Raw genomic sequence first — 13,193 nt, 5'->3', positions numbered from 1 at the left:
ACCTCGCGAATGACGGACACTTTTCTCCTTCGCTCAGCCGCGCGCGCTCGTCGAATCGGACTCGCGTTCGACAGGCCGTCACGGCGCGTCGGCGGATCGTCGCTCCGCGTCATTCGGAATATGCGCGCGCATGGAAGGGTTCGCGTAGCAGCAACCAGATGGGCGGTGTCGAGCGTGATCAGCTTGCTGCACTTCCCGGCGCTCAGCCCGCTTCGGGCTCAGCGCGTGCGCAGCCCGTCGAGGGCAATCGTGAGCACATCGTCCGCGAGCGCTTCCGCGCCTTCGGGCCCACCGGGCCGGTACCACTCGACGATCGAGTTGACCATGCCGAACAGCAGCCTCGTGGCGACCGCCGCTCCGACGTCGGCGCGCACCGTCCCCTCGGCCTGAGCGGCCCGCACCATATCGGTGATCTGATCGTCGAATCCGCGCCGCCGCTGGAGCGCCGCGCGTTCGACGTCGCTGTTGCCGCGCACCCGCAGCAGCAGTGTCACGTACGCGAGCTTGTCGACGAGCACACGCACCGCACCTCGAAGCACGTACTCGAGCCGATCGCCCGCAGAGCCCGCTGTCGCCCCCGGTTCACGCAGCACGGCTTCCAACGACCCCATCGCCTCGTCGAGGGCAAGCTCGAGCAGACGCTCCTTCGACGCGTAGTGGTGATACAGCGCGGACTTCGAGAGGCCGAGGCGTTCGGCGAGCGAGGCCACCGAGGTCGCGTCGTACCCGTGTTCGATGAAGACCTGCACGGCGATCTCGAGGATCTGCCGCTGGTCGTAGCCCGGTCGCCCTCGGCGTGCAGCGGGCATCGCTGCCGCGACTTCTTCGGACGATGGCACTGACACGCGTTCCAGTCTGACACCAGCGATTGCCGACGCCGCGCAACCTTGGCATAATAATTACTGAACGATCGGTCAGAAACTGCCGGGCCGGACCAGACGACGCAGTCAGGAGCGCACATGAACGAGGAACCCCTCGTCATCGAACGCAGCCCCGACCGCGTCGTCGCCCGGTTGAACCGCCCCGACAAGCGCAACGCGATCGACCGCGAGATCATCGACGTGCTGCATGCGCTGTGCGAGGAACTCGAGACCGAGCCGCGCATCCTGATCCTCACCGGCGTCGACGGCGTGTTCGCGGCCGGCGCCGACATCACCCAGTTGCGCGCCCGTCGCGCCGAAGACGCACGCCGCGGCATCAACGCCACCGCCTTCATCCGCATCCATGAGCTGCCGATGCCGGTGATCGCCGCGATCGACGGCTATGCACTCGGTGGAGGCGCCGAGCTCGCCTACGCGGCCGACATCCGCATCGCCACGCCAACGCTGAAGATCGGCAACCCAGAGACCGGTCTCGGCATCATGGCCGCAGCCGGCGGAACCTGGCGGCTGCGAGAGATCGTCGGCGACGGCCTGGCGAGCGAGATGCTGCTCACCGGGCGACTTCTCACTGCGGACGAGGCGCTGCGCGCCGGCCTCGTCTCCAGCATCCACGCCGCCGATGAGCTGCTCGTGGCAGCGCACGCGATCGCGGATCGGATCGCCGCGAACGATCCGCTCGCCACCCAGCACACCAAACGGGCCATGCGTGCACCGCGCGAGACGCATCCCGGTATCGACGGCGATCTGCAGGCCGAGCTGTTCGAGAGCCCGGAGAAGATGCGCCGGATGACCGAGTTCCTGGAGAGGCGAGGCCGACGGTGAAGGTGGGTGTACTCGGCGGAGGCCGCATGGGCGCAGGGATCGCGCATGCATTCCTGCTGGCCGGTTCCGATGTCATCATCGTCGAACGCGACGGCGCCGCGATGACGGCGGCGGTGCATCGCATCCACGAGAGCCTTGAGCGCTCCGTGAAGCGCGACAGCACCGAACGGACGCTCGACGACCTGAACGCGGCCCTCCGCGCAGGCACGGATGCCGGAATCCTCGCAGACCGTGACCTCGTGATCGAGGCCGTTCCGGAGGACCGTGCGCTCAAGTCCGAGGCGCTCGCCCGCGTGGAGAGCGTGCTGGCCGCCGATGCGGTGCTCGCCTCGAACACGTCATCGATCTCGATCGACGCCCTGGCTACATCGCTCACCCGTCCGCAGAGGTTCCTCGGTCTGCACTTCTTCAATCCGGTGCCGTCGTCGTCGCTGGTCGAGATCGTGTGCGGATCCGCGACGGATCCGGCACTCGCCGACCGGGCGCGCGACTGGGTGGAGACACTGGGAAAGACGCCGATAGTCGTCCGCGACTCCCCCGGCTTCGCGTCCAGTCGGCTCGGCCTCGTGCTCGCACTCGAAGCGATCAGGATGCTGGATGCCGGCGTCGCCTCGGCGGAGGACATCGACCGGGCCATGGAGCTCGGGTACCGGCATCCGATGGGCCCGCTGCGCACGACCGATGTCGTCGGCCTCGACGTGCGCCTCGGCATCGCCGAAGAGCTGTACGCGACCCTCGGCGAACGCTTCGCACCGCCGGCGCTGCTCAGGCAGATGGTCACGGAGGGCAGGCTCGGCCGCAAGAGCGGCCAAGGCTTCTACAGATGGGATGACGAATGAGCGAGGTTCTGCCCGGCTACGTCCAGGGCGCATGGTGGACGCCGGACTCGGACGCCGGTGCACTGATCGTCCGTGATGCCTCGACCGGCGAGGAGATCACCAGGGTCAGCAGTCAGGGCATCGATCTGACAGGCGCACTCGACTACGCCCGCACGGTCGGTCAGGCATCGCTGGGAGCGCTGACGTTCCACCAGCGTGCCGTGCTGCTCAAACAGTTCGCGCTCGCGCTCACCGAGCGCAAGAACGAGCTCTACGCCCTCTCGGCGCGCACCGGGGCGACGACGGCCGACTCCTGGGTCGACATCGACGGCGGCATCGGGGTGCTGTTCGCCTACTCCGGTAAGGGGCGCCGCGAACTGCCCAACGGCCACGTGTACGTCGACGGCCCGATCGAGCCGCTTTCGAAGGACGGCACGTTCCTCGGCCGCCATGTGTTCACGCGCTTGCCGGGCGTCGCAGTGCAGATCAACGCGTTCAACTTCCCGGTGTGGGGCGCGCTCGAGAAGTTCGCGCCCGCATTCCTCGCGGGGATGCCGACGCTCGTGAAGCCCGCGACGCCGACCGGCTATCTCGCCGAGGCCTTCGTGCGCATCCTCGTCGAATCGGAGCTGCTGCCGGACGGGTCGCTGCAGCTGGTCAGCGGCAGTGTGCCCACGCTTTTCGACGACCTGCGCCTGGGCGACATCGTCGGGTTCACCGGCAGTGCGTCCACGGCGGCCGGGCTGCGATCGCAGACTCCGCGGGGCGTGAGGTTCAACGCTGAGACCGACTCGATCAACGCCTCGGTGCTCGGCCCCGACGGGGTCGCGGGAACGCCCGAGTTCGACGCCTACGTACGCCAACTGGTGACGGAGATGACGTCGAAAACCGGACAGAAGTGCACGGCGATCCGACGCGCGATCGTGCCGACAGCATCCGCCGACGCCGTCATCGACGCGGTGCGCGCACGGCTCGAGGCGAAGATCGTGATCGGCGACCCGCGCGCCGAGGGTGTGACGATGGGCCCGCTCGTCTCGCTCACCCAGCGCGACGAGGTGCTGCGACAGGTGCAGGTGCTGCAGGATGCGGGTGGCCGGATCGTCGTCGGCTCCAGCGATGCGCCGGAGGTGCGCGGCGTCGACGGCTCCTCCGCGGCCGACGGTGCCTTCGTCGCCCCGATGCTGCTGCGCTTCGACGACGCAGGGGCGGATGCCGTGCACGAGGTCGAGGCATTCGGCCCCGTGGCTTCACTGCTGACCTACTCCACGACGTCTGAGGCCGCGTCTCTCGTTGCCCACGGCGGCGGATCGCTCGTGACCAGCGTCGCGACGCACGACCCTGAGTTCGCCGCCGAACTCATGACCGGCATCGCCGCCTCGAACGGACGAGTTCTGTTCCTCGACCGCGATGACGCGCGCTCATCCACGGGGCACGGATCGCCGATGCCCGGTCTCGTGCACGGCGGTCCGGGCCGCGCGGGCGGGGGTGAAGAGCTCGGCGGCATCCGCGCCGTGCTGCACCACATGCAGCGCACGGCCGTGCAGGGATCGCCCGACATGCTGACGGCGCTGACGGGTGTGTGGCATGTCGGGGCGACGGCCCGGTATGACGGCATCCATCCGTTCCGGAAGTCGCTGGCAGAGCTGCAGGTCGGCGACCGCATCGCCTCAGCGTCTCGTGAGGTGACGCTCGACGACATCGAGACGTTCGCCCACTTCACCGGCGACACCTTCTACGCGCACATGGACGAGCAGGCCGCCGCCGCGAACCCGTTCTTCCCCGGACGCGTCGCCCACGGCTATCTGCTCGTGTCGTGGGCCGCTGGGCTGTTCGTCGATCCTGAGCCCGGTCCCGTGCTCGCGAACTACGGGCTGGAGAATCTGCGCTTCATCACTCCGGTCTCGCCGGGCGACAGCATCCGCGTCGAACTGACTGCGAAGCAGATCACGCCTCGGGAGACCGATGAGTACGGCGAGGTGCGCTGGGATGCCGTGATCCGCAACCAGAACGAGGAGACGGTGGCGACGTACGACGTGCTGACGCTGGTAGAGAAGGAGCGCTCAGCCGCGTAACGCGAGCACGAACGGCAGTACCTCGCTCGCTCCCGCCTGCCGGAGGGAACGGGCGGCGACGGTGAGGGTCCAACGACTGTCGGCCTGGTCATCGACGAGCAGCACCGGCCCGTCGGGGATCTCGAGTCCATCCGCGCTGAAGCGCTCCCAGAGACCCGCGAGCCGGAACGCGCTGTTGCCACCCGGCTGTCCGGTGGGTCCGCCGTCGACCAGCGTCAGCGGGCCGATGAAGGGCAGCTTGCCGATCTCGGCGATCCCGTGCGCGAGCGAGTCGACGAGCAGAGGACGCGATCGCGACGGCATCGCGACGACCGCGACGGGTCGCTCGGCCCATCCCCACCCTGCGAGCACCCGCACGCAGCCGGCGAGCACCTGCGGGGTCACCGGGCCATCGGGCGCACCCGCTGCGAACAACGTACGCAGCGTGCCGCCCCATCCGAGGTCGGTGAGTCGGGCCAGCGCTCGTCCGCTGCCGGCCTGCTCAGCCGCAGGAATGCGACCCTTCACCGGAACCCCGAGTCGGTCGGCGCCCGTCGGCCACATGCGGCGCGGGTCGATCGCAACGCCGACCCGGTCGAGGGACTCGGATGCCGCAGATGTCGCCGCCTGCCCGATCTCGCGAGGGAACCACGCACCGGCGCAGTTGTCGCACCGCCCGCAGGGCGCGGCCGTGTCGTCATCGAGCGAACGCTGCAGGAACTCCATCCGACATCCGTCGGTCTGCTCGTATTCGAGCATGTACTGCTGCTCTGCGACGCGTTCGGCGGCGATGCGCTCGTAGCGGTCCCGGTCGTAGACCCAGCTCTCACCGGTGGCGACCCACCCGCCCTGCACCCGGCGCACCGCACCGTCCACATCGAGAACCTTGAGCAGCAGTTCGAGCGGGGTGCGACGGATGTCGACCATCGCCTCGAGTACAGGGGTCGAGATCGGCGCATCGCCGAGGGCTGCGATCACGCGCTCGGCGCGCTCCTGATCGGGCATGGATGCCGTGGCGAAGTAGTGCCAGATGTCGCGGTCCTCGGGTCCTGGTAGCAGCAGCACATCCGCGCTCTCGCTCGCTCGCCCTGCACGCCCCACCTGCTGGTAATAGGCCACCGGCGACGACGGCGCTCCGAGGTGCAGCACGAAACCGAGGTCGGGCTTGTCGAAGCCCATACCGAGCGCACTCGTCGCGACGAGCGCCTTCACCTCGTTGCGCTTGAGCATGCCCTCCGATTCCTCACGCTCATCGGTGTCGGTCTGCCCGGTGTACGCGCGCACCTCATGGCCGCGCTCGCGCAGCAGCCGGGCGGTGTCGACGGCCGCGGCGACGGTGAGCGTGTAGATGATGCCCGATCCTGGCAGGTCGTCGATATGGCTGAGCAGCCAGGCCAACCGGCGGGCCGCATCGGGAAGGCGCAGCACGCCGAGTCGCAGGGATGCGCGGGCGAGCGGGCCGCGGATCGTGAGCACACCGTCGTCGGCCATGTCGTCTCCCGTGCCCGCGACCCCGAGCTGCTCCTCGACGTCGGCGACGACCCGGCTGTTCGCCGTCGCCGTCGTGGCGAGCACCGGCACCTCCGCAGGCATCTGCGTGATGAGGTCGCGCAGGCGCCGGTAGTCAGGGCGGAAGTCGTGACCCCAGTCGCTGATGCAGTGCGCCTCGTCGACGACGAGCATGCCGATGCGGCGCACGAGCGCCGGCAGTTGCTGCTCACGGAAGGCGGGGTTGTTCAGCCTCTCCGGCGACACCAGCAGCACGTCGACCTCGTCGCGGTCGAGCTGGGCGAGCACGTCGCCCCATTCGTGCGCGTTCGTCGAGTTGATCGCCACCGCGCGCACGCCGGCGCGTTCGGCCGCCGCGATCTGGTCACGCATCAGCGCCAGCAGCGGCGAGACGAGCACCGTGGGACCGGCGCCCTGCCGGCGCAGCAGCAGGGTCGCGACGAAGTAGACGGCGGACTTGCCCCAGCCGGTCCGCTGCACCACGAGCGCCCGCCGCCGCTGGGCGACCAGCGCCTCGATCGCTTCGTACTGCCCCTCATGGAAGTCGGCATCGGGGCGGCCGACGAGATCGCGCAGTGCGGCGAGGGCGGCAGCGCGAATGTCGACGGCAGAGAGGGAGGCCATGCACCCACTCTGCCTCAGACGACGGACACCGGCCACCCGACGCCGCTTGACCTGACTGAGTTGGATCCTCCGTGGTGATCGCCACGGCGATCAAGCAGGAAGCAGCTGCGCCCAATGGACTGATCCAGCAAGCGCACGCGCAGGCCGGTCACACGACGACCCGGGCGCCCTGCCGGTTGTCGGAGGCCAGCGTATGCTGGAGATGTAGACGAAAGGGGATCCCATGGCCAAGGCAGCAACCGCCCCGGAGCCGGTGGATTTCGACCCGATGATCTACGACATCATGCGCGAGACGGCGACCGAGCTTCGCGGCGAGTACATCTGGCTGTCGGACCACGCTGACACGGCGGCTGAGCGTGACGCAGCGACGACCGCGCACATCACTCTCTGGCAGGACGTGAACAGCGTGTCCGGTCGGGATCTCGCGACGATCCAGGCGAAGACCGACGAGTACCGATCGCGTCTTCGTCAGCTGCGCGCGACTGCGTGAACTGGCGGGATGATCTCAGCGCGGCCGAGCTGCGCGAGATCTTCGATCGCAAGATCGCGCCCACGCTGACCGTCGGCGGCGCCGCTGAGCTGCACCCCTCTGTCGTGTTCGTGGGGGCGCAGCCTGGTGCGGGGAAGTCGCGCGCGATCGCCACTGTGCGCGACGATCGCCCCGAAGCCATGCCCGTTATCGGAGATGACTTCCGCGCCTTCCACCCGGACTATCGGGCGCTGATGCGCACCGAACCCTTGGCAATGCCCCATGTCACTGCGCAGGCGTCCGGCGCATGGGTCGGCATGGCGGCCGATTATCTTCGCGGCGAGCGGCGCAGCGTCATCCTCGAAACGACCATGCGGCAGCTTCCAGTGGTCGAGGCCACAGCGGCCGCGTTCCGCGCGCAGGGGTATCGCGTGGAGGCGCACGTGCTTGCGGTGCCCGGCGCTGTTTCCGCGCTCGGGGCCGTCAGCCGCTACCTAGGTGAGGCGGCCGGCAACGATCAGAACCGGTGGACGCCGTCTGCCTCACACGAAGCCGCGTACGAGGCCATGCCCGCGACCGTGGAGCAACTGGTGGCGCGCGGCCTCGTCGACCGCATCACTGTCACTACACGCGCCCAGGGCGTGCTCTATGAGCGTGCCGTGACGGCCGACGTCGCTCAGACGGTGGGCACTGAGGCGCGACGCGAGATTGAGGCCGGCCGCAGCCCCGCCTCGATGACTGCGCGTGAAGGCCGCGAATGGGTTCGTGAGTTCGTGGTCGCCGCGGCGCGAGTGTCACGGCTCCCCGAGGTAGCCGAGGATCTCCATGAGACGATGCGACGCCTCGCCGCCGCCGGCCCTGAGATCATCCGGCACACGCACGAGCCGGCCCTGCGCGCCGCTGCCCGCGAGGCCGTGGCCAGCGCGGAGATCCCAGGCGGCCGCCCGCGGAGCGCGACCGACCGCGATCATGCGAAGTGGTGGGGCGTCGACGTCGACCGAGGGCCCAGGCGCACCCCGGGAGAGATCGCGGCCCGCAGCGCCCAAGACGTCCAGGGAACAGCGATCGCGGCCGACGCCGCGAACAACCGGGGACTCGGCCGCGAGCGGTGAGCGCGGCGTCAGCCGAGCACGTATTGCTCGACTGCGGCCTTGATTGCCTCGAACTCGCCGCACTCGGCCGCCGTGGTGTCGCGCTGTGACTCTTTGTGGACGAAGGTACGAGACAGCCCCAGGAGTCGGCTCGCTTCATTGAGCGAGTAGCCGGCGTCCAGGAGATCCTGGATCACGAGCGCGTGCAGCCGCCGCCGCTCCTCCGCCTGATGCGCGCGCAGCGCAGCGAGACGAGAGCGCACGACCTGCGCGCTCGTGATTACATCCTGGTCGAAGACAGACATCCCGCGTCAGCCCTGCCTCACGCGGGCGGCTGGAAGCGCGTCACGCCCCAGCTGGCCGTCGCGTCGTCCCGGCGGAGCTCAATCGTGTAGTCCCCGAGCGAGGTGGGATGCAGATGCGGCTTGAGCTGCTCGAACCATACTGAGATGCAAATGCGTTCCATAGGAGCGGCCGGTGTGTCCGACCTCTCCGATCAGCTGGCCACCGGCGACGGTTTCTCCGTCCCGCACGAGCAGCTGGTGCAGCTGCAAGTACTGCGTTTCGGTTGCGGTCGCTGTGCGTGATGATGACGTGGAGCCCCATGGCACTGTCATCGACAGTGGAGACGGCGAGGTCCATCCCAGAGTGCAGGTATGCGTAGCCCGTGAGCGACGCATCTCGCATCCCCCGCGAGGATCAGTTGCGCGACCTGTTGCGCGGCAGGTTCAGGAGCCTGATCCGCCTGGAGGATTCGTTCCTGGTGGAGATCGAGATCAGCGGTGAGGCGCTGCGTTTCGAGCATCCCGATCCGTCTGAAGCGTACGGCCGGGCGCTCCTGGAACTCGTCTCCCGCTCCCGCTGAGGCTCGAAACCCGTACCCGGCGTGCGAGCCTGGCCCACTTATGGGATAATTACTGAACGTACGGTCAGGAAAGACGAAGGAGTCGCGATGACCATCCCTGATGTCGCGAGTGAGCTCTCCGCCGAGCAGCGCCGATTCGACGAGATCATCGCCGCGGATTCGCGCATCGAGCCGCGCGACTGGATGCCGGATGCCTATCGCCGCGCGCTGATCCGCCAGATCGGCCAGCACGCGCATTCCGAGATCATCGGCATGCAGCCGGAGGGCAACTGGATCACGCGCGCACCCAGCCTCAAGCGCAAAGCCATCCTGATGGCGAAGGTGCAGGACGAGGCCGGCCACGGACTGTATCTCTACTCAGCCGCGCAGACTCTCGGCATCACGCGCGACGAGATGACCACCCAGCTCATCGAAGGCAAGGCGAAGTACTCGTCGATCTTCAACTACCCCACCCCGACCTGGGCCGACATGGGGGCGATCGGCTGGCTCGTCGACGGCGCGGCGATCTGCAACCAGGTTCCACTTTGCCGGGCGTCCTACGGACCGTACGGGCGGGCGATGATCCGCATCTGCAAGGAGGAGTCGTTCCACCAGCGGCAGGGTTTCGAGATCCTGCTGTCGCTGATGCAGGGAACGGATGCGCAGCGTCGGATGGCGCAGGATGCCGTTGACCGCTGGTATTGGCCGAGCCTGATGATGTTCGGTCCTCCGGACGGCGACTCCCCGAACTCGGCGCAGTCGATGGCGTGGAACATCAAGCGATTCTCGAACGACGAGCTGCGCCAGCGCTTCATCGGGATGCTGGTTCCGCAGGCGGCGGCACTCGGCGTCACGCTGCCCGATCCCGAGCTGCACTTCGATGAGGAGACGCAGCAGTACATCGGCGGCGAGATCGACTGGACCGAGTTCTTCGAGGTGCTCGGCGGCAACGGCCCGATGAACACCGAACGGCTGCGGGCCCGGCGCGAGGCTCACGAGGAAGGCGCCTGGGTGCGCGAGGCCGCTGCGGAGTATGCGCGCAAGCAGGCCGTTCGCGCAGCGAAGGAGGCCGCGTGATGGTGAGCACCGAGACCGCATCCGAGACCTGGCCGCTGTGGGAAGTGTTCGTCCGCGCGAACCGCGGCATGAGTCATGTGCACGCCGGGTCGCTGCACGCGCCGGACGCCGAACTCGCCGTCCGCAACGCGCGGGATCTGTACACACGCCGTGGTGAGGGCACCTCGATCTGGGTCGTACCGTCAGATGCCATCACCACGAGCGATCCGGATGCCAAGGGCTCGTTCTTCGAAAGCCCGGCGGGCAAGAACTATCGTCACGCGGTGTACTACACCGCATCCGAGGGGGTGCCCCACCTGTGAGCGACTCCACCTCCCCCAGAGGGTCGTTGAGCGATGCCTTCCCCCGCGGGTCGTTGAGCGATGCCTTCCCCCGCGGGTCGTTGAGCGAGCGCAGCGAGACGAAACGCGTTGAGCGAGGAGCGCAGCGACGAGACGAAACGCCCACCGAAGTGCAGGCTTCGACTCCCTCCGGTCGCTCAACCCGTTTCGTCTCGCCTTCGGCTCGCTCAACGCCCCGAGAGGAGGCCGCCAGAGGCGAGTCGAAACGTCCCGCCCCGCACGTCACGGTCGACGAGGTCGAACTCGCCGCCGAACTCACGGGCGATACCGACACCACCGCGACTCCCGCCGTGGCCGAGTACGCCCTCTGGCTCGGCGATGACGCGCTGATTCTGTCGCAGCAGCTCGGCGGATGGATCGCACACGCGCCCGAGCTCGAAGAAGACGTCGCGCTCGGCAACATCGCCCTCGATCTGCTCGGTCATGCACGGTCGCTCCTGCACTATGCGTCCACAGCCTGGGCAGGCACCACCGACGGCCGCAGCGAAGACGATCTGGCGTACTTCCGCGACGAGGCGGACTTCCGCAGCGCCTGGCTCTTCGAGCAGCCCAACGGAGACTTCGCGCAGACGATCGCGCGGCAGCTCACGGCATCCGCCTACATGTTCGAGCTCTACTCGGCTCTTCGTGCATCGAAGGATGCGACGCTCGCCGCCGTCGCAGAGAAGGCGCTGAAGGAGGTCGACTACCACCGCGACCATGCCGTGCAATGGACGCTGCGCCTCGCCGGCGGTACCGAGGAGTCGCGACGGCGAATAATCCGCGCGCTCCGGGATGTGTGGCCGTACGTCGACGAGCTGTTCCGCGACGAACCTCTGATCGACGAGCTGGGCGGCATCGCGGCTCGCCCGTCCACTCTGCGCCCAGGGTTCGACGCGGCGATCGCCGCGGTCTTCACCGAGGCCGAACTCGACATCCCCGATGTGAGCGCGTCATCGGGCGGCGGCCGCCGCGGTCGGCACTTCCCCACCATGGGACATCTCCTCGCCGAGATGCAGGTCCTGGCGAGGCAGCATCCGGGGGCATCATGGTGACGAAGACGACCACGCGCCGCGCACACGCCTGGGCGGTCGCCGCCACGGTGACCGACCCCGAGATCCCCGTGCTCACGATCGAAGACCTCGGCGTGCTGAGAGACGTGACCATCGATCACGAGACGGTGATCGTCACGCTCACCCCCACGTACAGCGGATGCCCCGCGCTCGACGCGATGCGCGACGACGTGGTCCTCGCACTCACGGCGGTGGGCTTCGACGACGTCGAGGTGCGCACCACGCTGTCTCCGGCGTGGACGACGGATTGGATGACGGATGCCGGCAAGCAGAAGCTCCGCGACTACGGCATCGCCCCGCCGCACGCGCGTGCCGCAACCCTTCGACAGGCTCAGGGAGCGCAAGGCCCGGTCAGGCTGCAGCTCGCGGTGAAGTGCCCCCGCTGCGGATCGCTTGACACCCGTGAGGTCTCCCGTTTCGGTTCGACCTCGTGCAAGGCGCTCTTCGAGTGCCGCGCCTGCCTCGAACCATTCGACCACTTCAAGGTGCTGTGATGAGAACGACCACGCGCCGCCGCGGGCGCTTCCATGAACTCACCGTCTCCGACGTGCGGCCGCTGACAACTGAGAGCATCGAGGTCACGTTCACGGTCCCACCCGAGTTGCACGGCGAGTACGACTATCTTCCCGGGCAGTACGTCGCGCTGCGCGCGCGCGTCGAAGGCCATGAGGTACGGCGCAGTTACTCGATCTGCCGACCGCCGACCGTGCCGACAGAGGCAATGCCCGGCAGCATCAGCGTCGGCATCAAACGCGACCGCGGCGGGCTGTTCTCAGTCTGGGCACACGAGAATCTGAAACCCGGCGACCGTATCGAGGTGATGAGTCCAGAGGGCACGTTCACCACGAACCTCCCCGACCTCGACCATGCGCACGTCGCCGGCATCGCGGCGGGCTCCGGCGTGACGCCGATGATGGCTCTCGCGTCGCACGTGCTGGCGTCGTCGCCGACCGCGCGGTTCAGCCTGGTGTACACGAACCGGGCCACGCAGGACGTCATGTTCCTCGACGACCTCGCCGACCTCAAGGACCGCTACCCGGCTCGCCTCGCCCTGCACCACGTGCTCTCCCGCGAGCAGCGCACCGCACCGCTGCTGTCCGGACGCATCGACGCCGACAAACTGAACGCGATCCTCGACTCGCTGTTACCACCGGAGGCCGTCACCGAGTGGTTCCTCTGCGGACCGTTCGATCTCGTCGCCCTCTGTCGCGACACGCTCGAGAGTCGGGGGGTGCCGCCTGGCAGCATCCGCTTCGAACTGTTCACGAGCGATGCCGACGGCCCGCGCATCGACCGCGGGCGCCCGGTCGTCATCGGCGAGGGCGACGAGACGCGGCGCATCGAGTTCACCCTCGACGGGCTTTCATCAACCGTGGAGTCGCCGGTCGCGGCGAACGAGGCGATTCTGGATGCTGCGCTGCGAGTGCGCGGCGACGTGCCGTTCGCGTGCGCCGGAGGCGTCTGCGGCACGTGCCGTGCGCGGCTGATCGAGGGTGAGGTGCGGATGACTCAGAACTACGCCCTGGAGCCCGACGAGATCGAGCGCGGATACGTCCTGACGTGCCAGTCCCACCCGACGACGAAGAGCGTGGCCGTCGACTACGACTCCTGATC

Annotated in this window: 15 protein-coding genes; 11 read left to right on the top strand and 4 right to left on the bottom strand. The window is 68.3% G+C overall.

Annotated features, from left to right (window positions below; all coding sequences use genetic code 11):
• Positions 1-218 precede the first annotated feature (218 nt).
• Entirely contained in the window at positions 219-809 is a 591-nt protein-coding gene (locus JF52_RS0108510; protein ID WP_033106501.1) for a TetR/AcrR family transcriptional regulator, read from the bottom strand.
• A 150-nt stretch (positions 810-959) separates the two neighbouring features.
• Between JF52_RS0108510 and JF52_RS0108505 the strand changes: the two genes are divergently transcribed.
• Genes JF52_RS0108505 through paaZ form a run of 3 tightly spaced genes read left to right on the top strand, consistent with a single transcriptional unit; the run spans position 960 to position 4,593 of the window.
• Positions 960-1,703: an enoyl-CoA hydratase/isomerase family protein gene (locus JF52_RS0108505; protein WP_033105789.1), complete on the top strand. Its 744-nt coding sequence runs from the start codon at positions 960-962 to the stop codon at positions 1,701-1,703.
• Between the two features lie 26 nt (positions 1,704-1,729).
• The gene (locus JF52_RS0108500) at positions 1,730-2,542 is read left to right on the top strand and encodes a 3-hydroxyacyl-CoA dehydrogenase family protein (RefSeq protein WP_052166946.1); all 813 of its coding nucleotides are present in this window, start codon (positions 1,730-1,732) and stop codon (positions 2,540-2,542) included.
• The gene (paaZ, locus tag JF52_RS0108495; protein ID WP_033105787.1) at positions 2,539-4,593 is read left to right on the top strand and encodes a phenylacetic acid degradation bifunctional protein PaaZ; all 2,055 of its coding nucleotides are present in this window, start codon (positions 2,539-2,541) and stop codon (positions 4,591-4,593) included. The genes JF52_RS0108500 and paaZ overlap by 4 nt, the downstream gene beginning before the upstream one ends.
• Here the strand turns inward: paaZ and JF52_RS0108490 are convergent.
• Positions 4,582-6,705: a RecQ family ATP-dependent DNA helicase gene (locus JF52_RS0108490; RefSeq protein ID WP_033105786.1), complete on the bottom strand. Its 2,124-nt coding sequence runs from the start codon at positions 6,703-6,705 to the stop codon at positions 4,582-4,584. The genes paaZ and JF52_RS0108490 overlap by 12 nt on opposite strands.
• 223 nt (positions 6,706-6,928) lie before the next feature.
• Here JF52_RS0108490 and JF52_RS0108485 point away from each other — a divergent pair, with 223 nt between their 5' ends.
• Together JF52_RS0108485 and JF52_RS16525 are read left to right on the top strand one after the other, a co-directional pair.
• Entirely contained in the window at positions 6,929-7,195 is a 267-nt protein-coding gene (locus JF52_RS0108485) for a hypothetical protein (protein ID WP_033105785.1), read from the top strand.
• Positions 7,192-8,286, top strand: coding sequence for a zeta toxin family protein (locus JF52_RS16525; protein ID WP_052166851.1), 1,095 nt, complete (start codon positions 7,192-7,194; stop codon positions 8,284-8,286). Before JF52_RS0108485 ends, JF52_RS16525 begins: the two co-directional genes overlap by 4 nt.
• Before the next feature lie 8 nt (positions 8,287-8,294).
• Here JF52_RS16525 and JF52_RS0108475 read toward each other — a convergent pair whose 3' ends face one another.
• Together JF52_RS0108475 and JF52_RS18005 are read right to left on the bottom strand one after the other, a co-directional pair.
• A complete protein-coding gene (locus JF52_RS0108475) occupies positions 8,295-8,570 on the bottom strand; it encodes a hypothetical protein (protein WP_033105784.1) in 276 nt (91 codons plus the stop codon).
• A gap of 78 nt (positions 8,571-8,648) precedes the next feature.
• On the bottom strand, positions 8,649-8,882 hold the full coding sequence (locus JF52_RS18005; protein ID WP_372460294.1) for a M23 family metallopeptidase: 234 nt from the start codon (positions 8,880-8,882) through the stop codon (positions 8,649-8,651).
• A 50-nt stretch (positions 8,883-8,932) separates the two neighbouring features.
• Between JF52_RS18005 and JF52_RS0108470 the strand changes: the two genes are divergently transcribed.
• The 6 genes from JF52_RS0108470 (at position 8,933) to paaE (ending at position 13,191) form a co-directional block, all read left to right on the top strand.
• Entirely contained in the window at positions 8,933-9,130 is a 198-nt protein-coding gene (locus tag JF52_RS0108470) for a hypothetical protein (protein ID WP_200880974.1), read from the top strand.
• 87 nt (positions 9,131-9,217) lie between these two features.
• The gene (gene paaA, locus JF52_RS0108465; protein ID WP_033105782.1) at positions 9,218-10,186 is read left to right on the top strand and encodes a 1,2-phenylacetyl-CoA epoxidase subunit PaaA; all 969 of its coding nucleotides are present in this window, start codon (positions 9,218-9,220) and stop codon (positions 10,184-10,186) included.
• On the top strand, positions 10,186-10,488 hold the full coding sequence (paaB, locus tag JF52_RS0108460; RefSeq protein WP_033105781.1) for a 1,2-phenylacetyl-CoA epoxidase subunit PaaB: 303 nt from the start codon (positions 10,186-10,188) through the stop codon (positions 10,486-10,488). The genes paaA and paaB overlap by 1 nt, the downstream gene beginning before the upstream one ends.
• Positions 10,485-11,561 (top strand): 1,2-phenylacetyl-CoA epoxidase subunit PaaC, encoded by a 1,077-nt coding sequence (gene paaC / locus JF52_RS0108455; RefSeq protein WP_235272346.1) that lies wholly within the window; start codon positions 10,485-10,487, stop codon positions 11,559-11,561. The genes paaB and paaC overlap by 4 nt, the downstream gene beginning before the upstream one ends.
• Entirely contained in the window at positions 11,555-12,073 is a 519-nt protein-coding gene (paaD, locus tag JF52_RS0108450; protein ID WP_033105780.1) for a 1,2-phenylacetyl-CoA epoxidase subunit PaaD, read from the top strand. Before paaC ends, paaD begins: the two co-directional genes overlap by 7 nt.
• The gene (gene paaE / locus JF52_RS0108445) at positions 12,073-13,191 is read left to right on the top strand and encodes a 1,2-phenylacetyl-CoA epoxidase subunit PaaE (RefSeq protein WP_033105779.1); all 1,119 of its coding nucleotides are present in this window, start codon (positions 12,073-12,075) and stop codon (positions 13,189-13,191) included. The genes paaD and paaE overlap by 1 nt, the downstream gene beginning before the upstream one ends.
• Positions 13,192-13,193 lie beyond the last annotated feature (2 nt).

The sequence above is a fragment of the Microbacterium profundi genome, from assembly GCF_000763375.1.
In the GTDB taxonomy this organism is placed as follows: Bacteria; Actinomycetota; Actinomycetes; order Actinomycetales; family Microbacteriaceae; genus Microbacterium; species Microbacterium profundi.
The sequence above is the reverse complement of the archived record's forward strand: the minus strand, read 5'-3'. Positions and strand labels throughout refer to the sequence as shown.

Coding starts and splice junctions, on each gene's coding strand:
- JF52_RS0108510 (WP_033106501.1), bottom strand. CDS start 809: ATGCCCGCTGCACGCCGAGGGCGACCGGGCTACGACCAGCGGCAGATC.
- JF52_RS0108505 (WP_033105789.1), top strand. CDS start 960: ATGAACGAGGAACCCCTCGTCATCGAACGCAGCCCCGACCGCGTCGTC.
- JF52_RS0108500 (WP_052166946.1), top strand. CDS start 1,730: ATGGGCGCAGGGATCGCGCATGCATTCCTGCTGGCCGGTTCCGATGTC.
- paaZ (WP_033105787.1), top strand. CDS start 2,539: ATGAGCGAGGTTCTGCCCGGCTACGTCCAGGGCGCATGGTGGACGCCG.
- JF52_RS0108490 (WP_033105786.1), bottom strand. CDS start 6,705: ATGGCCTCCCTCTCTGCCGTCGACATTCGCGCTGCCGCCCTCGCCGCA.
- JF52_RS0108485 (WP_033105785.1), top strand. CDS start 6,929: ATGGCCAAGGCAGCAACCGCCCCGGAGCCGGTGGATTTCGACCCGATG.
- JF52_RS0108475 (WP_033105784.1), bottom strand. CDS start 8,570: ATGTCTGTCTTCGACCAGGATGTAATCACGAGCGCGCAGGTCGTGCGC.
- JF52_RS18005 (WP_372460294.1), bottom strand. CDS start 8,882: ATGACAGTGCCATGGGGCTCCACGTCATCATCACGCACAGCGACCGCA.
- paaA (WP_033105782.1), top strand. CDS start 9,218: ATGACCATCCCTGATGTCGCGAGTGAGCTCTCCGCCGAGCAGCGCCGA.
- paaB (WP_033105781.1), top strand. CDS start 10,186: ATGGTGAGCACCGAGACCGCATCCGAGACCTGGCCGCTGTGGGAAGTG.
- paaD (WP_033105780.1), top strand. CDS start 11,555: ATGGTGACGAAGACGACCACGCGCCGCGCACACGCCTGGGCGGTCGCC.
- paaE (WP_033105779.1), top strand. CDS start 12,073: ATGAGAACGACCACGCGCCGCCGCGGGCGCTTCCATGAACTCACCGTC.